The organism is Actinomadura vinacea, from assembly GCF_039532545.1.
In the GTDB taxonomy this organism is placed as follows: Bacteria; Actinomycetota; Actinomycetes; order Streptosporangiales; family Streptosporangiaceae; genus Spirillospora; species Spirillospora vinacea.
On record NZ_BAAARW010000001.1, the window covers coordinates 97,105 to 119,345 of the forward strand.

A 22,241-nucleotide genomic window follows, 5' to 3' on the forward strand; every position below is an offset into this window, starting at 1 on the left:
AGAAAGAGCCCTTAAATCACGATTAAATTGGCATTCCGGTCATCTCCGCCCGGCGCCGCTCAGGCGCGGGTGAGCTTGCCCTGGTAGCCGAGCGGGGTCCCGGCGCGCGTCCTCCAGGCGTACTGCAGGGTGCCGTCCGGCTGCCGGCTCACCTGGACGGTCCCGTTCGAGCACGGCTTCGGGATCGCCAGCATCATCTGCAGTTGCCGGTTGGTGCCCTTGGTGAAGGTGAGCGTCCCGGTGCAGCGGCTCCGCGGGTACACGGCCCGGGCCGTCGTCTCGCCCGCCTTGAACGTCACCTCGACCGGGAAGGAGGCACCGCGCCCGGGGTTGACCGCGGTGCCCTTCCATGTGCCGGAGAACCCCTCGGGGATGGCGCTCACCGGCCGGTCGTCGACCGGGGCGTTGGCGGGCCCGGCCTGCTGCGTGGCGTGGTCGTCCCGCCACTGCGGCAGCAGCACCAGCGCGATGATCAGGACGCCGACCAGCACCCCGATCGTGAGCGAGAGCGCCACCCCCAGCAGATGGTTGCCGGGACGCGGCAGGCTCTCCAGAAGCCCGCCCAGGCCGCGGCGGGGCTCCTCCTCGGGAGGGAGGGCGAGCACGGCCGTCAGACTCCGCTGGTCGTCGCCGGCGGGCGCCGGCATGCCCGGGATCAGGTGCGGTGTCGGCTCGGTCCGGTCGGTCGGCTCCGGCGGCGCGGGCGGTTCCGGCAGCGGGGGGACCGCCGGCATGGCCTGCGTCGCGAGGTCTTCGTCCCCCGGCTCGTCCCCGGCCGGGACGGAACCGTTCCGCGGCGGCAGCGGGAAGTCCGTGCGGGTGATCTCGGCGGGCTCGTCGAGCGGTGCGCGGCCGAACGACGCGGGCGGCACGGACGCCCGCATGGGCGAAAGGGCGTCCTCCGGGCCCGGGGGCGTCCCTGGGGCCGCGGACGGGGCCGCCACGGGCTCTGGAGCGGGCTCGGGCGGCGGGAACGCGTCCGGGAAGGCCTCGGGGGGTATCGCCGGGGCCGACGGGGGAGCCGGCGCGGCCGGTTGCGGTGACTCCACCGGCTGCTCGACCGGCGGCGGGGACGCCGCGCTGCGCGCCAGCGCCCGTCCTTCGGTGACCAGCGACCCGGGCAGCCGGGCCGCCAGCGGGCCCGACTCGTCCAGCAGCCGCTCCAGGAGCCCGGCCGCGCTCGGCCGCGCGGTGAGGTCCTTGGCCAGGGCGTCCGCGACGATCTCCCGCAGCGAGTCCGGGAGGTCCGACATGTCCGGCTGGTCGTACATGATGCGCTGCATGACCTCGGTCGGCGAGTCGTCGCCGAACGGCGGCCGCGCGGTCACCGCGTACAGCAGGGTGGCGGCCCAGGCGAACACGTCCGCGGCCGGGCCGATGTCGATGCCGCTGAGCTGTTCGGGCGCCTTGTAGGACGGATCGTCGGCGACCCGGCCGCTGGGGGCGGCGTCGACCGCGTCCAGCGCGGGCGTGACGGCGACGTCGCCGACCCTGGGGCCGTCCCGGCCGAGCAGGATGTTGGCGGGCTTGAAGTCGTGGTGCACGGCGCCGGCGCGGTGGATCGCGGCGAGCGAGACCGCGGTGCCGACCGCCAGCCGCTCGACCACGCCGGCGCCGCGCGGGCCCTCCTCGGTCACCAGCTGGAGCAGCGAGGGGCCGTCGACCCATTCGCTCACCACGTACGGGCGGTCGCCCTCGACGTCGGCGTCCAGGATCGCCGCCGTGCAGAAGCCGGACACCTTGCGCGCGGCGGTGAACGCCGCGGCGAACCGGGCCCGGGCGGCGGGCTCGCCGCTCAGCCGCAGGTGCAGCAGCTTGATCGCGACCATCCGGCCGGAGCGGTCCCGGCCCAGGAAGACGGCGCCGTGCTCGCCGACGCCGAGCCGTCCGGTGATCTCGTACTCACCGAGTTCGCGCGGGTCACCGGGCTGCAGGGGCAGCGCCTCGGCCATCTACACAACCTCCGTGTCCTCCGCCGGGGACGGGCTCCACCGGCCCCCCGAAAACATCGCTCATCTCCGGCCGGTTTGGGTCCATTTCTACCGGTTGGTCGGCCCCGGCGCCGCCGATGGCGGGAAGACGGTGACCGGAGGGAGTCCCGACCGGGGCGGAACCATGGAACGGGCCCGCCGTACGAGCCCGCGCCGGACGGGCCCCGCGACCGCAGGAACGGTAGCGTCGGTGCCGATGTCGCGAACACCTCTCACCCGTGCCGTGCTGGACGAGCAGCGCGGCGCCCTCGGCCTGCCGCCGCACGCCGGCTCCGACGAGCCCGCGGAGCTGCGCCGGTCCGCGCTGGAGGCGGTGCTGGCCGCCTATGACGCGGGCATCGAGCCCATGCGGCCGGTCCTCAGGGGAGCCGTGCGGGCGCTGCTGGACCGGCTCGCCGAACTGGCGCCCGGACGGTCGGTGGAGGTCCGGGTGCCTCCGTACGCCGCGGTGCAATGTATCGACGGCCCGCACCATACCCGGGGAACCCCGCCCAACGTGGTGGAGATGGCCCCACCGACCTGGATCGCTCTGGCCACCGGCACCCTGACCTGGGACGAGGCGGTGAAGTCCGGCCGGGTCCGGGCAAGCGGCCCCCGCGCCGACCTGTCCGCCCACCTCCCGCTGCCGCCGTCCGGCTGACCGGCCCCCGCCGCCCCGCGACTCGTCGCGCACCGTCCGCTCAAGGCTCGCGGCTCAACGGGCGGGCGCGGACGGCTTGGCGAACGGGAACTCCTGCTCCACGCACCGCCGGCGGGACGGCTCGTCCGGATACCGGGACGGATTCCCGCACCCCGCCACCTTGATCACCAGCCAGCCGGCGGTCGCCAGCGTGATCAGCGACAGCACGATCCCGGCGATCGCCATGCCGCGCCCGGGGCCGCGCCCGACGCCGTCCCACGGGCCCGTCCCCGGCTGCGGCGGCCCACCCTCGTACGCCCTCCGGCGGGCGCCCGGCCGGGCCCGCACCAGGGCGACGATCCCCAGGACCAGGCCGGCCAGCGCCAGCGGCACCCCGAGGCCGCAGAACAGCAGCGTCGGGACGGAGACCAGCCCCAGCACCAGCGCCGCCACCGCCGCCTTGCGGCCCCGCGGACCCGGCGGCGCCGGCGGCGGCTGCGGCGGGTACGGGCGTTGACCCGGCGTCGACATGCGTGCCTCCGTGATCTCCCGTCGTGCTCGGTGCCGAGCTGTTCCGGATCAGGTTCGCGCGCCCGCCCGCCGCGGCCCCGTACCGCCAGGTAAAGGTCCTTCCAGGAGATCCACCGATCCGAGCAGGTGAACGCGGCATCTACACTGGCGGGCGTGCCTCTCGGTGATGGACGTCTGAGCCATGACATCGACCCCACGGACCGCTCCCCACAGGATGCCTGCGGGGTGTTCGGCGTATGGGTCCCGCCTTCCGAGGCGGGCCGCGCCGAAGTGAGCAAGCTCACCTACTACGGGCTGTACGCGTTGCAGCACCGCGGACAGGAATCCGCGGGCATCGCGGTCAGCGACGGATCCCGCACCGTCGTCTTCAAGGACATGGGCCTGGTCGCCCAGGTGTTCGACGAGTCGGTGCTGAACACGCTGCGCGGCCACCTGGCCGTCGGCCACAACCGCTACTCCACGACCGGCTCCCCGACCTGGGAGAACGCCCAGCCGACCTTCCGGTCGACCGACGCGGGCGGGCTCGCCCTCACGCACAACGGCAACCTGATCAACACCCCCGAGCTGGCCGCCCGGCTCGACCCCGGGGTGCTGACCGCCACCACCGACACCGAGGTCCTGACGGCGCTGCTGGCCACCCGCGCCGGCGGCGACCCGATGGCGGCCGCCCGGGAGATCCTCCCGGTGGTGCGGGGCGCGTACTCCCTCGTCTTCATGGACGAGAGCACCCTGTACGCCGCCCGCGACCCCGAGGGCATCCGCCCGCTGGTCCTCGGCCGCCTCGAGGACATCGGCTGGGTCGTCGCCTCGGAGACCGCGGCCCTCGACATCGTCGGCGCCCGGTTCGTCCGGGAGATCGAACCCGGCGAGCTGATCGCGATCGACGGCGACGGGGTGCGGGCCGAGCGGTTCGCCGAGGCCCGGCCCAAGGGCTGCCTGTTCGAGTACGTCTACCTGGCCCGTCCCGACACCACGATCGCGGGCCGCAGCGTCCAGGCCACCCGGGTCGAGGTCGGCCGGCGGCTGGCCCGCGAGCACCCGGTCGAGGCCGATCTGGTCATCCCGACGCCCGAGTCGGGCACCCCGGCGGCGATCGGCTACGCCGAGGCGTCCGGGATCCCCTACGGCCAGGGCCTGGTGAAGAACTCCTACGTCGGCCGCACGTTCATCCAGCCGTCCCAGACCATCCGCCAGCTCGGCATCCGGCTCAAGCTCAACCCGCTGCGCGAGGCCATCGAGGGCAGGCGGCTGATCGTGGTGGACGACTCGATCGTCCGGGGCAACACCCAGCGCGCGATCGTGGCGATGCTGCGGGACGCCGGAGCCGCCGAGGTGCACGTCCGCATCTCCAGCCCGCCGGTCGCCTGGCCGTGCTTCTACGGCATCGACTTCGCCAGCCGGGCCGAGCTGATCGCCGGGAACCTGTCGGTGGAGGAGATCCGCGACTCGCTCGGCGCCGACTCGCTGGGCTACATCTCCCTGGACGAGCTGATCGCCGCGTCCCAGATCCCCAAGGACAACCTGTGCCGGGCGTGCTTCGACGGGGTCTACCCGATCCCGGTCGAGGAGGCCGCGCGCGGCAAGCACCTGCTGGAGCCGTCCACCACGTGAGCACCGGAGCGGAAGTGAGCACCTCCTACGAGGCCGCCGGGGTCGACATCGCGGCGGGCGAGCGCGCCGTCGAGCTGATGAAGTCCAGGGTCGCACGGGCCCGGCGGCCCGAGGTCGTGGACGACGCCAGCGGTTTCGCGGGCCTGTTCGACGCCTCCGCGCTGCTGCGCTACCGGCGTCCCCTGCTGGCCACGTCCACCGACGGCGTCGGCACCAAGGTCGACCTGGCCAGGCGGCTGGGGATCTACGACACCGTCGGCCACGACCTGGTCGGCATGGTGATCGACGATCTCGCGGTGTGCGGGGCCGAGCCGCTGTTCATGACCGACTACATCGCGTGCGGCAAGGTCGTCCCGGAGCGGATCGCCGACCTCGTCGGCGGCATCGCGGACGCGTGCGCGCTGGCCGGCTGCGCGCTGGTCGGCGGCGAGACCGCCGAGCACCCGGGCCTCCTCGGCCCGGACGAGTTCGACATCGCGGGCGCCGGCACCGGCGTGGTGGAGGCCGACGCGCTGCTCGGACCGGACCGGGTCCGGGCCGGCGACGCCGTCCTCGCGATGGCGTCCTCGGGGATCCACTCCAACGGGTACTCCCTCGTCCGCCACATCATCGCCGGCACCGACCTGACGCTGGAGACCCGGCCGGACGAGCTGTCCCGGCCGCTGGGCGAGGAACTGCTCACCCCGACCCGGATCTACTCCCAGGACTGCCTCGCCCTCGCCCGGTCCGGCGGCGTGCGCGCCTTCGCCCACATCACCGGCGGCGGACTGGCGGCCAACCTGGCCCGGTCGCTGCCCGGCTCGGTGGACGCCCTGCTGAGCCGCTCGTCGTGGACGGTGCCGCCGATCTTCGAAGTGCTGCGGTCGTACGGGAACGTCGCCCAGGCCGACATGGACAAGACGTTCAACATGGGCGTGGGCATGGCCGCCATCGTGTCCGCCGACACCGCCGACGCCGCGCTGCGCCTCCTGGACGAGCGAGGGGTGCCCGCCTGGCGACTCGGCGAGATCGTCCCGGGCACCGGCACCGCCAAGCTTTCTTAGCGGCGGGGAACTCGGCCCGGGAATCGCACGTCACAGACGGTGTGATCATGCGGATGCCGCCGCTGGGCGTGCTGCTGCCCGTCGTGCGGCGCTGGGCGCTGCCGCTGCTGGTGCTGACCGGTCTGGTCGCCTATGCCGTGGCGGCCCCGTTGGGCTGGGCCTATGCCGACACCTCCCGCTACCGGAGGTCGGTGGAGGACGTCCCGCAGACCCCGGTCGCGCTGGTGCTGGGCGCCGGGATCCGGGGCGGCAAGCCGTCCACCTTCCTGGTCCGCCGCCTCGACCTGGCCATGGATCTGTATCGCCGGGGCAAGGTCAAAGTGATCCTGGTGTCGGGTGACAACCGGAGCAGGCAGTACGACGAGCCGACCGTGATGCGCGACCACCTCATGGCCGGCGGCGTCCCGCAGGGCAAGATCGTTCGCGATTTCGCCGGTCTGGACACCTGGGACTCCTGCACCCGGGCCAGGCGGATCTTCGGGGTGCGGCGGCTGACGGTGGTGACCCAGGGCTTCCACCTGCCCCGCGCCGTCGCGCTGTGCCGCGCCGCGGGCCTGGACGCCTGGGGCGTCGGAGACGCCAGCCCGACCAGGATGATCGCCACCTACGTCGGCTACAGCCGCGAGCCGCTGGCGATGCTCAAGGCGACGACCAGCCTGACCACCCGCCCGGACCCGGCGCTGCTGGGCCGCACCGAGCCCGGCGTACGCGAGGCCCTGCTGGCGAACTGACCCGGGCCCGCGGGGCAAAGAAAACGCCACCGCCCGCTGGGTGATCGGCGGGCAGTGGCGTGGCGGCCGGGCGATCAGCCGGAGGTGCCGTCCTTGCGGTCCTCGGGGCCGTCGTCGGCGTAGTCTGCGTACTTCTCGGCGAGCTCGTCGTACGCGTCGTAGTCGTCGCCGCCGGGGTCGGAGACTCCCAATTCGCTCTTCAGGCGATCGATGTCGGTATTGCCGCTCTGGTACTTGAGCTGGCGGGCAACCTTCACCTGCTTGGCCTTGGCTCGGCCGCGACCCATTGGCTCGACCCCCTCGATGGTCAGGGCTTTCGTGGGCCCATCAACGCGCGCGTGTACCACACGAACCGATGCCTGATGAGCCATGCGTCAGTCACGGATACAACCGTACCCGTTTTGCGCCCGGCTCGGTACATGGTCGGTCCGTGGCGGCACGCTCGTTGCGGAGAACACCAGTGTATCCGCCTCCCAACAGTCCCTACACTTCGGACGTAGTACCCCGAAACGGACGTTTCGTGAGGTCCGGGCGCCTCGCGGGAGCGCCGAGCGCCCCCGTGAGGCATCCGGGAACGCTCACAGCAAGATGCCGCGGAGCCGTCCGATGTCGGACATCCGGCGCTCGGCCAGCCGGTCCGCCGCCACCGCCGGCGGCACGCCCTCCTCCGCCGCCAGGGCGAAGATCCGCCGGGTCGTCTCGTAGATCTCGGTCGCCCGCGCCCTGGCCCGGTCGAAGTCGAAGCCGCCGATCTCGTCGGCCACCTGGATCACGCCGCCGGAGTTGACCACGTAGTCGGGGGCGTACAGCACGTCACGGTCGGCGAGCTGCTTCTCGATGCCCGTATGGGCGAGCTGGTTGTTGGCGGCCCCGCACACGATCCGGGCCGTCAGGGCCGGGACGGTGTCGTCGTCCAGGGACGCCCCGAGCGCACACGGGGCGTAGACGTCCAGATCGGCCCGTACGAGGGCGTTCTTGCCGTCGACCACGTCCACCTCTGGGTGCCGGGCCCGTACCCGCTCCACGGCGCTCTCGCTGACGTCGCAGATGACGACGTCGGCGCCGTCCTCGCGCAGGTGCTCGACGAGCCGGTGGCCGACCTTGCCGACCCCTTCGACCCCTACGCGCCGTCCGCGCAGGGTGGGCGCGCCCCAGACGCTCTCCGCCGCCGCGCGCATCCCCTGGAAGACGCCGAACGCGGTCAGGATCGAGGAGTCCCCCGCACCTCCGTGCGCGAGCGTGCGGCCGGTCACGAAGCGCGACTCGCGGGCCACGACGTCCATGTCCTCGCTGTAGGTGCCGACGTCGCACGCGGTGTAGTAGCGCCCGTTGAGCGACTGCACGAACCGGCCGTAGGCCCGCAGCAGCGCCTCCGTCTTGACGACCGCGGGGTCGCCGATGATGACCGCCTTGCCGCCGCCGTGGTCCAGGCCCGCGAGCGCGTTCTTGTACGCCATGCCGCGGGACAGGTTGAGGACGTCCGTCAGAGCCTCGTCCTCCGACCCGTACGGGTAGAAGCGGGTGCCGCCGAGCGCCGGGCCCAGCGCGGTGGAGTGGATCGCGATGATCGCGCGCAGGCCGCTGGCCTCGTCCTGGCAGAACACGACCTGCTCGGGTCCTGTGCCCTTGTGGGGCGACCCGAAGACATTAGGCACGGTAGTGCCCTCCTCTCTGTCTCTAGATCAGCCTAGAGGAGGTAACGCGGGGATCTCGGTGGCCCTGTCGTGCCTTTATTTGCCCTTAGGGCATGTAACGATGCGGGGGTGCTTCCGTACGCCGCGTACCTACGGGTATACGAACCGGTGACCGCCTTCCCCGAACCGGCACGGACACTGTGGACGGCCTACGCCGACTCCCGTAGACGCCCTCGCGGCATGCAGGCCCTGAGCGTGGAGCATCGTGACGCCAAGCGCCGTCTCGTGGCGTCACCCCCTGTAGTCGTCCCGGAGCGGGAGAGTGGGGACGCCTACGTACGCCGCTCGCAGGACATGCTCTACATCTGCCCTTGGGAGACCCGCCTGCGCTCCTGGCAGTCCTTCTCCCGGTTCAGGGAGGAGACCTCGGCCCGTATGGCCGCCTCCTACATACCCGCGCCGGTGATGCGACGGGTGGAGGAGTCCTTCGAGGCGTGGAAGCAGGCCGGACGCCCGTTGCGGTCGCACATCATGTCCAGTACATGGCACGTGCCACCGGTGTGGTTCGCTCCCTTCGCCGCCCACGAACGCTCCTTGACGCTGGGCATGCCGCAGAGTGCCGAACATCGAGGCTCCGGCCCCGCGACGGCGGCGGTGACGCGGACGCTCATCTACGTCACGGCCATGGCGGGGGCCCGCGCACGGGTGGAGGCGGCGCTGCCGTACACCGCCGACGGCCGTTCCGGTCTCGCCGCGGGTCAGCTGGAGACGCTCGCCCGCTGGCTGGCCGGTTTCCATCCGCACGCGCTGGTCGAACTCGACTACGGGGGCCTGGTCCATCTCCTGGACGACGCCTTCCTCCGCGCCGACGAGTCGGTCGCCGAGGTGGGGGTGGCCCTGGCCGCCATCGCCCGGGGTGAGGTTGAGCTGGCCACCGCGATGCATCGTCGTCTCCTCGCCCGATGGCGCCTCGTCAGGGCGCTGGAATCGGCGAACTGAACAAATTTCCCGAATCCGCGCGCGATACGACTATACGTATCGCTAGAATCACGCTGCGTGACTCAGCTGCCATGATGACGCACCGCTCCCGGTTGTCGCGGGGATGTTCCCACGCAACTCTCGCCAGGAGCTTGCTTGTCGCGTTGAGTGGTGGCAAGGTTACACGTTGTGATGTCATAGTGGCTCTTTCGGGCCATAGGGGACATCAGTGACCGCGCGAGGATCAATCGCAGGATCGCTGTCATCGGTCCACGGAGGAGAGGCCGCACACATGTCAGCACGTACGCCAGAGGCCGAGCCCCTGCTGACGCCGGCAGAGGTGGCGACGATGTTCCGCGTCGACCCCAAGACCGTCACGCGGTGGGCAAAGGCTGGAAAGCTGACGTCCATCCGCACGCTGGGGGGGCACCGGCGCTACCGGGAGGCCGAGGTGCGGGCGCTGCTGGCGGGAATCCCGCAGCAGAGGTCGGAGTAGCACACTCCGCCCGGCGAGCGCCCTCGGCACTCGCCGGCCCTACCCGGCTCACCTTGAGGGGGGACAGGAGTGGCCGGACCGTAAGTGTCCGGGCATTTCCTGGAGATGGATCCGGGACCACGATCATCCGAGAATCGCGGTCCCGGATCGTTCATCACTGGAGTGAGGCTGTGTTTTTTGCAAGCACGGCCCAGGGTGCTCGCCTGGCGGCTCGCACCCTGACCGTGCTTGGTGCGAGCGCGGCATCGCTTCGCGATCTGGCCGGTGAGGCTCGCCTTCGGCATCGCGTCACCGGCCAGGTAGCGCGCTCGCGCGGTACCTGGGGCCACTTCTAGACAGGCTCTGGTCCTTGACGACCGCCGGGCTTGGCCCATGGGCCGGATGTGATCTTTCGCATAGCCGCGTCCGCGATCCGGATCGCGTGGTCAGCTCGCCGTGTTCGCCTTGCTGGGCTCTTTCTTGGTGACCATCTCCTGCTGCGCCAGGCTGTCGAAGAGGGCGCCGATGGACGGCTCGTGCTTGCCCGCCACGTGCAGCAGCACAACGAACTGGTCCACCAGCAGGCTTTCCAGCTCGGGACGGGCGAGGTCCCGGTTCTCCAGCCAGTCGAGCCCGGCGGTCTCGACCGAGGCCATCCACGAGCGCAGCGTGATGCGCAGGATCGGCTGGGGCGACTCCACGTCGATCGCGTGCAGGATGCGTTCCAGCAGCAGCCTGCGCATGCCGTCGACTATCTCGCCGACTTCGCCGGAACGATCGGCCGGGCCGCCGCGAAGAAGGGCGGTGAAGCCCGCCGCATGGCTTTCCACGAAATCGAAGTAGCGTTCCAGCGAAATCTGCAGCCGTTCGAGCGGCCGGCCCTCGGTCGGCGGCTCCAGCAGGACGGCCAGTCGTTTCGCGGCGCTGCCGAGAGCTGCGAGGTAGAGCTCGTATTTGCCGCCGAAGTAGTGGTACACCAGTGCGCGTGAGGCGCCCGCGGCGGCGGCGACGTCGTCGATGGAGACGTCCTCGGGCGGTCGCGCGCTGAAGAGCTGGAGCGCCGCCTCGATCAGCTCGTCCCGACGCTCGTCGACGCTCAGCCTGCGGCGGGCCGTACGCGGGCCGGGACGCGGTCCCCGGGAGGGGCCGGCGGATCGCTGCCCGTTCTTCGACTTGCCCGCGGCCACTGCACGATCTCCCACCTGGGAAGCCTATCCGAGTGCGCGGGCCGGGACCGCGCGCACCCGCCCCCGGGACCGAACATTCGCCGCCTGTTCGACCGTCTTCGGCCGGTTTCTTTTGTCTCGCGAACAGAGAATTCCACCGTTGTGATCCAGGACACCACATACCCGAACTACCATTGACGGCGGCCCGTTACTCGCTGTTGCGACGATTTGGGGTGAAGGCAAGGCATCATGGCATCTCCCCCTGAGTTGGGGAAGGCGTGCCGGCCCACCGCAGCGGGCCCCGGGGCGCCGAGGCGGCAGGTCCTGAAGGCCCCCCTGGACGGAGTGCCATGTCAGCTGGTGAAGGAAGTAGCCCCCCGCGCGAGCGCGAGAACGGCGTCCCCCAGTCGCGGAGCGGCGAAGGGGGGACGCTGCCCGTGCCGAAGCCGACGATCCGCAACGTCGCCGAGCGCGCGGGTGTGTCCAAGTCCCTGGTGTCGCTGGTCATGCGCGGCTCGCCCCATGTGAGCGAGCGGCGTCGGCAGGCCGTGCTGCAGGCCGCCCGAGAGCTGGGGTACCGGCCCAACGCGGTCGCCCGGAGCCTGGTGGAGGGCCGCACCAGGTTGATCGGCGCCATCGTGGCCGACCTGCACAACCCCTTCTTCGCCGAGTTCTTGGACGGCTTGCAGGAGAGCCTGCACGGCGAGGGGCTGCGGATGCTGGTCGGCAGCGGCCGCTGGGACCCGCTGTTCGAGGCCGAGGCGGTCGAGGCGTTCCTGGAGATGCGGGTGGACGGGCTGGTGCTGCTCAGCGTCGTGCCCGACTCGCTCAAGGAAGCGGCGGCCAGCGTGCCGGTCGTGGTCGTCGGGGAGCGCGACGTGGTCGGGGTGGACATCGTCGTGGACGACGACGAGCTGGGCGCCAGCCTGGCCGTCGACCATCTGGTGGAACTGGGGCACCGCCGGATCGCGCACATCGAGGGGGCGCGCTCCACGACGGCGCGCTACCGGCGGGCCGGATACGAGAAGGCGATGCGGCGCCACGGCCTGGCCGAGGAGATCGTGGTGGAGACGGGGAACTTCACCGAGGAGGGCGGGCACCGGGCGGCCCGCACGCTGCTGTCCATGGAACGGCGGCCCACCGCGATCTTCGCACCCAACGACGTGGTGGCGACCGGGGCGCTGTCGGCCGCCGACGAGCTGGGGCTGCCGGTGCCGGAGCAGGTCTCGATCGTCGGCTACGACAACACGCATCTGGCGGCGATCCGGCACATCTCGCTGACCAGCGTGGACCAGCCGCGCCGGGACATGGGCCGGGTGGCGGCCGAGCTGCTGACCGCGCGGATCGAGGATCCGGGCCGGGTGGCCCGGCAGAACCTGGTGGTGCCGCATCTGGTGGTGCGTTCCACGACGGGGCCGGCACCCGGTTCTCGGTAGTCGGCAAGGAAACGGCCAAAACTCCTGCAACCCGCGTGTGGCCGGTCGTGCGCGGCGGGTTAATGGGTGGACCCTTCGGCGGGTCAGGGGACCTTGCCGAGGGGACCATCGGAAAGGATCATGTTCAGCGGGGGGACGGGTCGTGCGTGATCCGGAATTGGTGTCGTGCGCACAGCGTGCGGCGAGCGAGCTGGAACGTGCCTGGTCGGAATGGCGGCACGGGCGGGGGCTCGCGGAGGAGCCGGCGGAGTCGGTGGCCAGCTACGTGGCGCACTCGATCGACCATCCGTGGGGGCGGCCCCGCGTGGTGCTGGGTCTGGACGCCGAGGAGGCGCGGGCCCTGGCCGCACTGTTGGGCAAGGAGGAGCCGCTGAGCACCTGATCGCCGCGGTCCATTGCCGAACTTCGTTTGACGAACTCATGCCTGTGTGCAGACTGGCAGGGGCGGTAACGAAGACATTACGGGGAGAGGGCATGCGATTCCACCGGCGCGGCTCGGCGGCCGCTGCCGCCTTGGCGTTCTGCCTGGGCGCGGTCACCGCGTGCGGTGGCGGTTCGTCCGACGGGGGCGGCGAGGGCGCGAAGCCTCCCACCACGGGGGCGAACGCCCAGGACGGGACGACGACGGCGGGCCAGGGGGCGCCCCCCGACGACGGGGGCGGCGGCGGCCTGCGGGGCAAGGTCATCGTGCTCGATCCCGGGCACAACGGCGGCAATGCCAAGAATCCGGCTGCCATCAACAAACAGGTCGACATCGGCAACGGCCGCAAGGAGTGCGACACGACCGGCACGTCCACCAATGCCGGCTACACCGAGCACGCCTTCACCTGGGACGTGTCCAACCGGCTGGCCCGGCTGCTGCGGGACCAGGGCGCCAAGGTCGTGATGACGCGTAAGAACGACACCGGCGTGGGGCCGTGCATCACCGAGCGGGCCGCGATCGGCAACCGGGCGAAGGCCGACGCCGCGGTGTCGGTGCACGGCGACGGGGCGAGCGCGTCCGGGCGCGGGTTCCACGTGATCATGCCGGTGGCGGTGAAGGGGCACAACACCGCGATGGTGCCGGACGCGCAGCGGCTCGGCCGCGCGCTGCGCGACTCCTACCGGGCCGGCACCGGCATCCAGTACTCGAACTACATCGGCGAGAACGCCCTGGATCCGCGGAGCGACCTGGGCGGGCTGAACCTGTCCACGGTGCCGAAGGTGTTCATCGAGTGCGGCAACATGCGCAACCCGGGGGACGCGGCGAAGATGTCGACCGCGGCGTTCCGGCAGCGCATCGCGGTCGCCCTCGCCAACGGCCTCGACGCCTACTTCAAGAAATCCTGAGGCAGAGGACCGAGCGAGAAAACCTGGGCGTCTTCGGGAAGTGCGGGGCGTCCGGTGAGCCGCGGGCGGCAGGATGGTGCGGTGTCTGATCGACTTCGGCGGCTGGGGGCCGCGTTCGAGCATGCCGGGTACACGGTCGACGGCGTGCGGGCGCTGCTGGGCCCTGTGGCGGGCGGGGCGCTGGCCCGGGACGAGATCGTCCCGGCGCTGCGGGCCACCGGCGGTGGATCGCCGCTGGAGGCGCTGACAAGGCTGTTCTGGTTGCAGGTGCCGGTGGTTTCGCCGGCCGGCGGGTTCGCGGACGATCTGGTGGCGGCCGGGCTGGCGGAGGCGTCCGGCGGGGAGGTCCGGGCGCTGCTGCGCGTGGAGCCCCTCGAGGCGGTGGCGCCGGAGCCGGGCGGCGGCGGCCATCTCGGCTATGTGGTGTCGGATCTGAAGGTGCGGCCGGGCGGCGGCGCGGTGCGGCCCGATCATGTGGTGGGGGCGGGCGGCGCGTCGGCGAGCCTCGCGCGGCTACTTGTCCACAGCTATCCCGAGCCTGTGGACAACGCGCTGGATCTGGGCACCGGATGCGGCGTCCAGGCGTTGCATCTGGCGGGCCGGGCGCGGCGGGTCACCGCCACCGACGTGAATCCGCGGGCGCTCGAACTGGCCGCCGCGAGCCTCGCGCTGTCGGGCGCCGAGGACGCCGAGTTCGTCGAGGGCCCGTTGCTGGAGCCGGTGGCCGGCCGCCGGTTCGACCTGATCGTGTCCAACCCGCCGTTCGTGATCACGCCGCCCGATTCGGGTACCCGGTACGTCTACCGCGAGTCCGGGCTGCCCGGCGACGAGTTCTGCCGGCGGCTGGTCGTGGCGGCCCGGGGGCACCTGAACGAGGGCGGCCATTGCCGGCTCCTGGCCAACTGGCTGCAGGTCAAGGACGTTCCGTGGGAGGAGCGGGTCGGCGCCTGGGTGGAGGAGTCCGGCTGCGACGCGTGGGTCGTGCGGCGGGACGTCCAGGACCCGGCCGAGTACGCGGAGCTGTGGCTGCGCGACTCCTGCGAGGTGGGCACGCCCGAGTACCGGACCCGGTACGAGGCGTGGCTCGACTACTTCGAGCGGCACGGGGTGACCGGTGTCGGCTTCGGGTGGATCGTCCTGCGGCGGACGGATTCCGCGCGTCCGGTCACGCGGGTGGAGGAGCTGCGGCACGCGGTCGGGCAGCCCGTCGGGGCGTACGTCGACCAGATCCTGGACGGGCTCACTGCGGCCCGAGAGTTTTCCACAAGCTGTGGACAAGAGTTGTTCGAGCGGCGGCTGCGGACGGCGGCCGGGATCGTCCAGGAGCAGATCGGCCCGCCCGGCGCCGAGCATCCCGAACGCATCCTGCTCCGCCAGGACGAGCGGCTCCGCCGGGCCGCCGGGGTCGGCACGGTCGAGGCGGCGCTGGCCGGGGTCTGCGACGGGACGCTCCCGCTCGGCCGGCTGCTGGACGCCATCGCCCAGCTCACGGATCTCGACTCCGAGCAGGTGCGGGAGCACGCGCGGGCCGTCCTGCCGGAACTGATCGCCGACGGCTTCTTCGAACTCGCCCCGGAGCCGTAGCCGGAGCCGCTGCCGGTCGCTCAGGGCCCGCTGACGGTCGCTCTCATTGCCCGTCCGAGGTCCCGGTTGCGGAGGATGAGGACGGAGAAGCCGATCGTGAGGTAGACCCACGACAGCAGCAGCCTGGCGTGCTCGTCCGGCAGTGCGAACTGCAGCGCGAACAGCAGGAACAGCAGCGCGGCCTCGGACCGGCGGATGCGCAGGTCGATCAGCAGCGCCAGCCCCAGCACGGTCTGCGCGGCGGTCAGCAGCACCTCCTCGGTCTGCCGCGAGTCCAGCGGCAGCGACCAGCCGCCGCCGCCCAGCCGGTAGGCCAGCGGCAGCGAGCCGATCAGCAGCGTCCACTGGTTGATCTTGGACGAGAGCAGCGCGCCGATCGCGTCGTTGTCGCGCAGCCGCCACGCGAAGAGCCCGGCGACGATCAGTTCCGGGGCCTCCGAGGCCAGCGGCGCCAGCCACTGGACCAGCAGGAACTCGTCGATCCCCAGCTCGGCGCCGGCCGCGACCAGCGACTCGGCGAACGGCTCGGCGGAGGCGAACACGATCACCGCGCCGAGCGCGAACCCGGTCCAGGTGGCGATGCGGCGCGCGCGGCGGGGCAGCGCGGCCAGCCGGGCGGGCACGCCGGTCAGCTCCTCGACGTCCTCGCCGCTGATGCGGGAGATCCGCACGATGTAGGCGACGTACAGGCCGATCAGGAGGATCGAGACATACCATCCGATCTCCTTCAGCAGTGCGGGGAGGAACGCGATCACCGCGGCCAGCGCCAGGTACCCCAGCTCGATCCGGTGGTGCCTGCTCAGCCGGACGTCCCGGCGCCGGAGGGGAACCCCGGACCGGCGGGCGGCGCGCCTGGCGCCCAGCGCGAACGCCAGCACCACCAGCGGCCACCCGATGCCGATCAGCAGCCGGTTGGCCCCGGTCATGTTGGCGGCGGCGTAGGCGGTGTACTCCGGCTTGGAGCCCGCCCGGTAGGCGTAGTACAGGTCCACCGCGTACTCGGGCAGCACGGCGATCAGCGCCAGCACCGCCAGGGCGAGCGCGCCCGACATGTCGACCCGCGCGGTCTCGGCCGCCCACATCAGGATCACGGCGGCGGCCAGCACCCCCGCCCCGGACACGATCATGGTCGGCACCGGCGGCGGGTGGACGCCCGCCACCCGCACCACCACCGCGGGCAGCGCGAGCACGAGCGCGGCGGCGACGCGCGTGATCAGCGCCCCGCGTGTGATCGTCTCCAGGGACATACCTGCACGGTGCCGCCGCACCGGTCTCCCGACACCCCGCGCCCCGCCACCGTCCGGTAAAGCCGCGGCGGCCGGGGCCCGGGAGACGGGCGGGTCAGCGGCGCGCGGCGTCCAGGGTGGGGAACGCGCTCGCGCGCAGCCGGCGGCCCAGGTCGCGCTGGACGCGATGCGCCCACAGCGGGCCGCCGTAGATCATGGCCGTGTACGCCTGGACGAGCGTCGCCCCGGCCCGGACCCGCTCCCAGGCGTCGTCGGCGCTCTCCACCCCGCCGACCGAGACGAGGACGAGCCGGTCGCCGGTGCGCGCCTTCAGCCTGCGCAGCACCTCCAGGGAACGCTCCTTCACCGGCGCCCCCGACAGGCCGCCGGCCTCCCCGGTCAGCTCGGCGGGCGAGTCCAGGCCCGCCCGCCCGATCGTGGTGTTGGTCGCGATGATCCCGTCCAGGCCCAGTTCGAGCGCGAGGTCGGCGACCGCGTCCACGTCGCCGTCGGCGAGATCGGGCGCGATCTTGACCAGCAGCGGGACGTGCCGTCCGGCCGCCCCGTCCGCGGCCTCGCGCACCGCCGCCAGCAGCGGCCGCAGCTGCTCGACCGCCTGCAGGTTCCGCAGCCCGGGAGTGTTGGGCGAGCTGACGTTGACGACCAGGTAGTCGGCGTACGGGGCGAGGCGGCCGGCGCTGAGCACGTAGTCGGACACCGCCTCGGCCTCCGGGACGGCCTTGGTCTTGCCGATGTTGACCCCGACGATCGTGCCCGGCCGGCGCGCCCGCAGCCGCCGCAGCGCCGCCTCCGAGCCCGCGTTGTTGAACCCCATCCGGTTGATGACGGCCCGGTCGCGCGGCAGCCGGAACAGCCGGGGACGGGGGTTGCCGGGCTGCGGCCGTCCCGTCACGGTGCCGATCTCGACGTGGCCGAAGCCGAACGCGCCCAGCGCGTCGTAGGCCACCGCGTCCTTGTCGAAGCCCGCCGCCAGCCCGATCGGACCCGGGAACTCCAGGCCCAGCGCCCGTACCGTGAGCGCCGGATCGCGGGGGGCCAGCGCCCGCCGCATCAGCGGCGCCGCGCCCGGCACCGCCTGGATCGCGCGCAGCCCGCGCAGCGTGAGGTGGTGGGCGGTCTCCGCCGGGACGCGGGAGATGACCAGTGAGAACAGCAGTCTGTACATCGCGGCCGATTCTCTCAGCCCGGAAATTCGATTGAGTCGCCGGGGCCGCCCCGCCTACGCTGCGAGCATGCTGATCCATTCGGCCGTCCTCCTGTGGCGGCCCGTCCCGAAGCGCATCTACCGCCCCCGCTCCGTGGCCGGGCCCATCCGGTAAGGGATCGCAGGATCGGACGCTGATCCGGCCGCCGGTCCCCTACCGGACGTGGGTGCACGCATTTCATCGCACACACCCAGCCGAATGGGAGTACAGGCATGGCCAAGAACCGCAACGGCATGCTCGGCGTAGGCGGCCAGCGCAAGAACATCTCGCGCAAGGCGCTGCGCGGGGGCGTCGGCAAGTCCTCGTCCAACGAGACGGACGCGCTCGCCCAGAAGAAGGAACTGCTCGAGCGGATGCGCACGCGCAACGCCGGGCAGCCCCAGAACGAGCAGCCCCAGAACGAGCAGGCTGAGAACGAGAACGAGAGCTGATCCACGCGGGCCGTTGCGCCGGATTCACCCGGCGCGGCGGCCCGTCCCGTCACGGGGTCAGCCGCCCCGGATCGCGCGCCGCACCTGGAGCCGGACGTCACGGCCCGTCGCCCGCATCGGCGCCAGGACGCTGTGCCGCACCCAGCGCGCGGGCTCCACCACCGAGGCGTGCCAGGCCGCGCGCGCGGCCTGCCCGATCGGGACGAGCACCGCGTTCTTGACCGCCCGGGACGGCGCCACCACCAGGGTCCGCCACGTCGCCGCCGCGGCCAGGCCGATCGGCCGCAGCAGGTAGCGGTACAGGGCGACGGCGGGGATGACGAACAGGATCCGGGCCACCCAGTACAGCAGCCGCCCCAGCATCCGCCACGCCCACACCAGCGCGCCCGCGAAGATCGCCCACAGTGCCGCGACACCGGTCGCCAGCAGCCCCCAGGCCCGCGCCAGGACCGCGCCCGTGGCCCGGCCCAGCCACGCCAGGCCCAGCAGCGGCGGGCGCAGCACGTACCGCCACAGGCCGGTTGCCGGCATCACCACGAGCACCTTGAGAAGGAACGTCAGCGCCGTGCCGATGCCCTGGGCCGCGATCACCAGGCCGCGGCCGACCTGCGCCAGCACCCACACCAGGGCCGTCCACACGGCCACGGCGGGACGCGCGACGAGCAGTTCCAGCAGCCGGACGACCGGGGCCAGGACGACGGAGTAGAACCAGCGCGCGAGCCGTCCCGTGCCCTGTCCGAAGAGCCGGAGCCCGCCGAGTATCACCACGACGGTGAGCCAGTGGAGGGGGGCGTACACGCCGTTCGTCCACAGCCAGACCAGGCCCGACCAGAGGGCCATCGCGCCCTGCCCGATCACCCGGAAGATCGGGTGCAGCAGCGCCATGTAGGCGGCTTTGAGGAACCGTCCCAGCTTGCCGGGGACCCGCATCAGGCCGCGGCCGACGAGGGCGAGCAGATCGTAGGCCAGGCGCAGCGGCAGCACGATCACCACCGCCACCACGCGGGCGGGGATCACGATCCAGGCCGGTCCCGCGGGCGCCGGCCGCCGCGGGGCCGGCGAAGGCGCGACCGTCGCCGCCATCGCGGCCGGTTCGGCCGCCGGCTTGGTGAGGTCGATGGCCGGCGGGCTGCCCGCCGGCACGCGGTCGTGGTCCAGCGGCCCCGTGCTCACAGCTGCGCTCCCTGTCGTCCTGGTCGTCCTGGCTGGTGTGCGGTCCGCTCGGCCCGGATGATCCGTGAGCGGGACGTCTCCAGTTTGACCCCAAAAGGGGTGTTCAGGTTCCCGGCCGGAACCGGTTGAACCCCTTCCGTGCCGACCTCCGTACTGCTCGTCGACCGGGGAGGGCGGTGCGGCTGCCCCGCTTCGGTCGCATGTCCGGGCCGCCGGGCCAGTCCAGGCCGGTACCCAGTCGACTTGGAGGACAGACATGGCATTCCCACGGTGGGCGATACCGATGGCGGCCTTGCTGACCGCGTCCGGCGTGGTCCTCACGGCCTGCGGGGAGGAAAGACCGGGGCTCCAGCTGAATACCGGGTCGGGCGCGCAGCAGAGCCCGCCCGCCGACCCGTCCGCCGACCCGTCGGCGGATCCGGCGGAGGCCGTACCGCCCGCCACGCTGTCGGCCGCCAAGGTGCGGATCGGCAGGGTGGTGACCGACCAGGAAGGCCGCACGCTCTACCGGTTCGACAAGGACACCGCCAAGCCGCCCGCGTCCACCTGCACCGAGAAGGACTGCGCGGAGGCGTGGCCGCCGGTCATGACCGGCCAGGGCCAGGTCAACGTCCGGGGCGTGGACCAGAACCTGGTCGGCAAGGTCCGCAGGCCGGACGGCCAGTGGCAGGTCACCCTCGGCGGCTGGCCGCTGTACCGGTTCGCGCAGGACAAGCAGCCCGGTGACGTCAAGGGGCAGGGCAAGAGCGGCACCTGGTACGCCGCGGCCCCGGACGGCAAGAAGGCCGCCGAGCCCCAGCAGCAGGAGGAGCCGCAGCAGGAGCAGGGCGGTGACGACCGCTGGGCCGGCTGGACGGTCCTCAAGGTCCGCAAGGACCCGCGGCTCGGCACGATCGTCACCGACGGCAAGGGCCGGGTGATGTACCGCTTCGACAAGGACCGGCCGAAGACCACCAACTGCTACGGCGACTGCAAGAAGGCGTGGCCGGTGGTCCAGTTCACCAACTGGAAGAAGCTCAAGGTCGAGGGCATCGACCGCGACCTGGTCGACTTCATCGAGCGCAAGGACGACGGCACCTGCCAGGTGACCATCGACGGCTGGCCGATGTACTACTACGCCGAGGACGAGCAGCCCGGGGACGCCAAGGGCCAGGGCGCGCAGAACGTCTGGTGGGTCGTGTCGCCGCAGGGTGACAAGATCACCGCCGGGTCCGGGGGCGGCGGCTACGGCTACTGAGCCCACCGGGTGAGACGGCGCGGCGGGAGCCGCGCCCCACGAGCGAAGGCGTGGAGACCAGCGGGTCGGTCGGGGTCCGCCAGTCTCCACGCCTTCACGTGTCCGCGTAAGCTGCACGCGCCGCATGGCCGGAGGTGGTCGTGCGGCGCGCTTTTTCGGCCGTTGTTTGCCTGCTTTGCGTGGAATGTACCTAAGTTTGACCTTCGGATGCCCGGCAGGCCGGGCATACCGTGGATGAGGGGCTTCCGCCTCCCAGGATGGCATCTCCCACCCGCGCGCGGGCGCAGTATGTGGGGGGTTCTGGTGGAATGCCAGCGCGTTTCTGTTTCTTTTGCGTTGCGTGTTTCTCACGATCTCTTCGTGGTACTTATCCGGATCTCGACAGGTTCTAAGCCGGGTGTTTATGTGGTGCCGGTCTCGCCACGTATGCGGCCCGGCGAAGTGCCCGCACGTGGTGGGAGCTGCGGGAGGTCCGATGGTGGAACCGATCAGGACCCGTACCCGATACGGCGGCGGCCGCCGGCGGGGTACGGGCAGGAGTGTGCGGTGCACGGTCGCGGCGGCGCTGGTCGTGTCCGGACTGGCCGCCTGCGGCGGCGACGGCGGGCCGCCGACTCTGACCTGGTACATCAACCCTGACAACGGCGGGCAGGCGAAGATCGCCGAGTCGTGCACGAAGGCGGCGGGCGGCAGATACAGGATCGCGACCTCGCTGCTGCCGAGCGACGCGACCCAGCAGCGCGAGCAGCTGGTGCGGCGGCTGGCCGCCAAGGACTCCGGCCTCGACCTCATGAGCCTCGACCCCGTCTTCGTGGCCGAGGCCGCCAACGCCGGCTTCCTGCGGCCGTTCACCGCGAGCGAGGCGGCGCCGCTCACCGAAGGCGTGTTCCCCACCGCGGTGCAGAGCTCCACCTGGGAGGGCAAGCTCTACGCGGCACCGTTCTGGGCCAACACCCAGCTGCTCTGGTACCGCAAGTCGGTCGCGCAGAAGGCGGGCATCGACCCCAACGCGCCCGACTTCACCTGGGACAAGCTGATCGACGCGGCCAACCGCACCAACACCACGATCGGCGTGCAGGGCAACCGGTACGAGGGCTACATGGTGTGGATCAACTCCCTCATCGCCTCCGCCGGCGGCCGGATCATCAGCAACGCGGAGAAGGGCGACGACGCCACCATCGAGCTCGACTCCCCGGCCGGGAAGGAGGCCGCGCGGATCATCGGCAAGCTGGCCCGGTCGAAGGCGGCCGGCCCGACGCTGTCCACCGACCTCGAGGAGCAGTCCCGGGCGACGATCAACGGCCCGCGCGGCGGCTTCCTCCTCAACTGGGGCTACGTCTGGCGGGCCGAGAAGGGCGACGCCGAGGACGGCGCCATCGACAAGAACATCGTGAACGACCTGGGCTGGGCCCGCTACCCGCGGATGAACCCCCAGCAGGAGAGCAAGCCCCCGTTCGGCGGCATCGAGATCGGCGTCGGCGCCTACGGCAAGCACCGCGACGATCTGGCGCTCGACGCGGTCCGCTGCATCACCTCCCCGGCGAACATGAAGCAGTACATGCTCGACGAGGGCAACGTGGCCGCCCGTCCGGCGATCTTCAGCGATCCGGACATCCTCAAGGAGTTCCCGATGGCCCCGCTGATGCGGGACTCCATCGCCGCGGCCGCGCCCCGTCCCGCCACCCCGTACTACACCGACGTGTCCGGCGCGATCCAGAACCGCTGGCACCCCCCGGCCTCGGTGAACGAGACCACGCCCCGCCGGTCCAGCGACTTCATCCGCCAGGTCCTGCGCGACCAGGCCCTGCTCTAACGGAGGT

The 22,241-nt window shown here is 72.0% G+C and carries 21 protein-coding genes; 13 read left to right on the forward strand and 8 right to left on the reverse strand.

What is annotated here, in order from left to right; genetic code table 11:
• Positions 1-59: 59 nt before the first annotated feature.
• Complete coding sequence (locus ABD340_RS00435) at positions 60-1,952, reverse strand: serine/threonine protein kinase (RefSeq protein WP_344586226.1); 1,893 nt, start codon at positions 1,950-1,952, stop codon at positions 60-62.
• A 235-nt stretch (positions 1,953-2,187) separates the two neighbouring features.
• On the opposite strand from ABD340_RS00435, the gene ABD340_RS00440 reads away from it, so the two are divergent.
• Positions 2,188-2,631, forward strand: coding sequence for a sterol carrier family protein (locus tag ABD340_RS00440; protein ID WP_344586227.1), 444 nt, complete (start codon positions 2,188-2,190; stop codon positions 2,629-2,631).
• A gap of 54 nt (positions 2,632-2,685) precedes the next feature.
• Here ABD340_RS00440 and ABD340_RS00445 read toward each other — a convergent pair whose 3' ends face one another.
• Positions 2,686-3,141, reverse strand: a complete 456-nt coding sequence (locus ABD340_RS00445; protein WP_344586228.1) for a hypothetical protein — start codon at positions 3,139-3,141, stop codon at positions 2,686-2,688.
• A gap of 153 nt (positions 3,142-3,294) precedes the next feature.
• Between ABD340_RS00445 and purF the strand changes: the two genes are divergently transcribed.
• From purF to ABD340_RS00460, 3 genes are read left to right on the forward strand one after another with little or no spacing between them, the layout of a single operon-like run.
• Positions 3,295-4,752 carry an amidophosphoribosyltransferase gene (purF, locus tag ABD340_RS00450; protein WP_344586230.1) on the forward strand — a complete coding sequence of 486 codons (1,458 nt, stop codon included), beginning with the start codon at positions 3,295-3,297 and terminating at the stop codon, positions 4,750-4,752.
• Positions 4,753-4,766: 14 nt separating this feature from the next.
• On the forward strand, positions 4,767-5,795 hold the full coding sequence (gene purM, locus ABD340_RS00455) for a phosphoribosylformylglycinamidine cyclo-ligase (RefSeq protein ID WP_344586535.1): 1,029 nt from the start codon (positions 4,767-4,769) through the stop codon (positions 5,793-5,795).
• 47 nt (positions 5,796-5,842) lie between these two features.
• Positions 5,843-6,526: a SanA/YdcF family protein gene (locus ABD340_RS00460; RefSeq protein ID WP_344586232.1), complete on the forward strand. Its 684-nt coding sequence runs from the start codon at positions 5,843-5,845 to the stop codon at positions 6,524-6,526.
• A gap of 74 nt (positions 6,527-6,600) precedes the next feature.
• Here the strand turns inward: ABD340_RS00460 and ABD340_RS00465 are convergent, their stop codons facing one another.
• The gene (locus ABD340_RS00465) at positions 6,601-6,813 is read right to left on the reverse strand and encodes a DUF3073 domain-containing protein (RefSeq protein WP_344586233.1); all 213 of its coding nucleotides are present in this window, start codon (positions 6,811-6,813) and stop codon (positions 6,601-6,603) included.
• Positions 6,814-7,104: 291 nt separating this feature from the next.
• A complete protein-coding gene (locus ABD340_RS00470; protein WP_344586234.1) occupies positions 7,105-8,181 on the reverse strand; it encodes a Glu/Leu/Phe/Val family dehydrogenase in 1,077 nt (358 codons plus the stop codon).
• A 108-nt stretch (positions 8,182-8,289) separates the two neighbouring features.
• Here ABD340_RS00470 and ABD340_RS00475 point away from each other — a divergent pair, with 108 nt between their 5' ends.
• Positions 8,290-9,159, forward strand: coding sequence for a DUF8083 family protein (locus ABD340_RS00475; RefSeq protein WP_344586235.1), 870 nt, complete (start codon positions 8,290-8,292; stop codon positions 9,157-9,159).
• 271 nt (positions 9,160-9,430) lie between these two features.
• On the forward strand, positions 9,431-9,634 hold the full coding sequence (bldC, locus tag ABD340_RS00480) for a developmental transcriptional regulator BldC (protein ID WP_012850682.1): 204 nt from the start codon (positions 9,431-9,433) through the stop codon (positions 9,632-9,634).
• Between the two features lie 425 nt (positions 9,635-10,059).
• Here the strand turns inward: bldC and ABD340_RS00485 are convergent, their stop codons facing one another.
• Positions 10,060-10,815, reverse strand: coding sequence for a TetR/AcrR family transcriptional regulator (locus tag ABD340_RS00485; RefSeq protein ID WP_344586237.1), 756 nt, complete (start codon positions 10,813-10,815; stop codon positions 10,060-10,062).
• Between the two features lie 401 nt (positions 10,816-11,216).
• On the opposite strand from ABD340_RS00485, the gene ABD340_RS00490 reads away from it, so the two are divergent.
• The 4 genes from ABD340_RS00490 (at position 11,217) to ABD340_RS00505 (ending at position 15,128) form a co-directional block, all read left to right on the forward strand.
• Positions 11,217-12,215 (forward strand): LacI family DNA-binding transcriptional regulator, encoded by a 999-nt coding sequence (locus ABD340_RS00490; protein WP_344586238.1) that lies wholly within the window; start codon positions 11,217-11,219, stop codon positions 12,213-12,215.
• A gap of 142 nt (positions 12,216-12,357) precedes the next feature.
• Positions 12,358-12,597 (forward strand): hypothetical protein, encoded by a 240-nt coding sequence (locus ABD340_RS00495; protein WP_344586239.1) that lies wholly within the window; start codon positions 12,358-12,360, stop codon positions 12,595-12,597.
• Between the two features lie 92 nt (positions 12,598-12,689).
• Positions 12,690-13,544, forward strand: coding sequence for an N-acetylmuramoyl-L-alanine amidase (locus ABD340_RS00500; protein ID WP_344586240.1), 855 nt, complete (start codon positions 12,690-12,692; stop codon positions 13,542-13,544).
• A 54-nt stretch (positions 13,545-13,598) separates the two neighbouring features.
• Positions 13,599-15,128, forward strand: a complete 1,530-nt coding sequence (locus tag ABD340_RS00505) for a DUF7059 domain-containing protein (RefSeq protein ID WP_425547295.1) — start codon at positions 13,599-13,601, stop codon at positions 15,126-15,128.
• A gap of 20 nt (positions 15,129-15,148) precedes the next feature.
• On the opposite strand, the gene ABD340_RS00510 is transcribed toward ABD340_RS00505, so the two are convergent.
• Together ABD340_RS00510 and ABD340_RS00515 are read right to left on the reverse strand one after the other, a co-directional pair.
• Positions 15,149-16,375, reverse strand: a complete 1,227-nt coding sequence (locus tag ABD340_RS00510; protein WP_344586242.1) for a sodium:proton exchanger — start codon at positions 16,373-16,375, stop codon at positions 15,149-15,151.
• 94 nt (positions 16,376-16,469) lie between these two features.
• Complete coding sequence (locus ABD340_RS00515; RefSeq protein WP_344586243.1) at positions 16,470-17,540, reverse strand: quinone-dependent dihydroorotate dehydrogenase; 1,071 nt, start codon at positions 17,538-17,540, stop codon at positions 16,470-16,472.
• A 252-nt stretch (positions 17,541-17,792) separates the two neighbouring features.
• On the opposite strand from ABD340_RS00515, the gene ABD340_RS00520 reads away from it, so the two are divergent.
• Complete coding sequence (locus ABD340_RS00520; RefSeq protein ID WP_344586244.1) at positions 17,793-18,011, forward strand: DUF6243 family protein; 219 nt, start codon at positions 17,793-17,795, stop codon at positions 18,009-18,011.
• 57 nt (positions 18,012-18,068) lie between these two features.
• Here ABD340_RS00520 and ABD340_RS00525 read toward each other — a convergent pair whose 3' ends face one another.
• Positions 18,069-19,184 carry a hypothetical protein gene (locus ABD340_RS00525; RefSeq protein WP_344586245.1) on the reverse strand — a complete coding sequence of 372 codons (1,116 nt, stop codon included), beginning with the start codon at positions 19,182-19,184 and terminating at the stop codon, positions 18,069-18,071.
• Positions 19,185-19,440: 256 nt separating this feature from the next.
• On the opposite strand from ABD340_RS00525, the gene ABD340_RS00530 reads away from it, so the two are divergent.
• Both ABD340_RS00530 and ABD340_RS00535 read left to right on the forward strand, forming a co-directional pair.
• Entirely contained in the window at positions 19,441-20,421 is a 981-nt protein-coding gene (locus ABD340_RS00530) for an SCO0930 family lipoprotein (RefSeq protein ID WP_344586246.1), read from the forward strand.
• Positions 20,422-20,896: 475 nt separating this feature from the next.
• The gene (locus ABD340_RS00535) at positions 20,897-22,234 is read left to right on the forward strand and encodes an extracellular solute-binding protein (RefSeq protein WP_344586247.1); all 1,338 of its coding nucleotides are present in this window, start codon (positions 20,897-20,899) and stop codon (positions 22,232-22,234) included.
• Positions 22,235-22,241 lie beyond the last annotated feature (7 nt).

Coding starts and splice junctions, on each gene's coding strand:
- ABD340_RS00530 (WP_344586246.1), top strand. CDS start 19,441: ATGGCATTCCCACGGTGGGCGATACCGATGGCGGCCTTGCTGACCGCG.
- ABD340_RS00440 (WP_344586227.1), top strand. CDS start 2,188: ATGTCGCGAACACCTCTCACCCGTGCCGTGCTGGACGAGCAGCGCGGC.
- ABD340_RS00465 (WP_344586233.1), bottom strand. CDS start 6,813: ATGGGTCGCGGCCGAGCCAAGGCCAAGCAGGTGAAGGTTGCCCGCCAG.
- ABD340_RS00510 (WP_344586242.1), bottom strand. CDS start 16,375: ATGTCCCTGGAGACGATCACACGCGGGGCGCTGATCACGCGCGTCGCC.
- ABD340_RS00520 (WP_344586244.1), top strand. CDS start 17,793: ATGGCCAAGAACCGCAACGGCATGCTCGGCGTAGGCGGCCAGCGCAAG.
- ABD340_RS00500 (WP_344586240.1), top strand. CDS start 12,690: ATGCGATTCCACCGGCGCGGCTCGGCGGCCGCTGCCGCCTTGGCGTTC.
- ABD340_RS00515 (WP_344586243.1), bottom strand. CDS start 17,540: ATGTACAGACTGCTGTTCTCACTGGTCATCTCCCGCGTCCCGGCGGAG.
- ABD340_RS00460 (WP_344586232.1), top strand. CDS start 5,843: ATGCGGATGCCGCCGCTGGGCGTGCTGCTGCCCGTCGTGCGGCGCTGG.
- bldC (WP_012850682.1), top strand. CDS start 9,431: ATGTCAGCACGTACGCCAGAGGCCGAGCCCCTGCTGACGCCGGCAGAG.
- ABD340_RS00445 (WP_344586228.1), bottom strand. CDS start 3,141: ATGTCGACGCCGGGTCAACGCCCGTACCCGCCGCAGCCGCCGCCGGCG.
- ABD340_RS00535 (WP_344586247.1), top strand. CDS start 20,897: ATGGTGGAACCGATCAGGACCCGTACCCGATACGGCGGCGGCCGCCGG.
- ABD340_RS00435 (WP_344586226.1), bottom strand. CDS start 1,952: ATGGCCGAGGCGCTGCCCCTGCAGCCCGGTGACCCGCGCGAACTCGGT.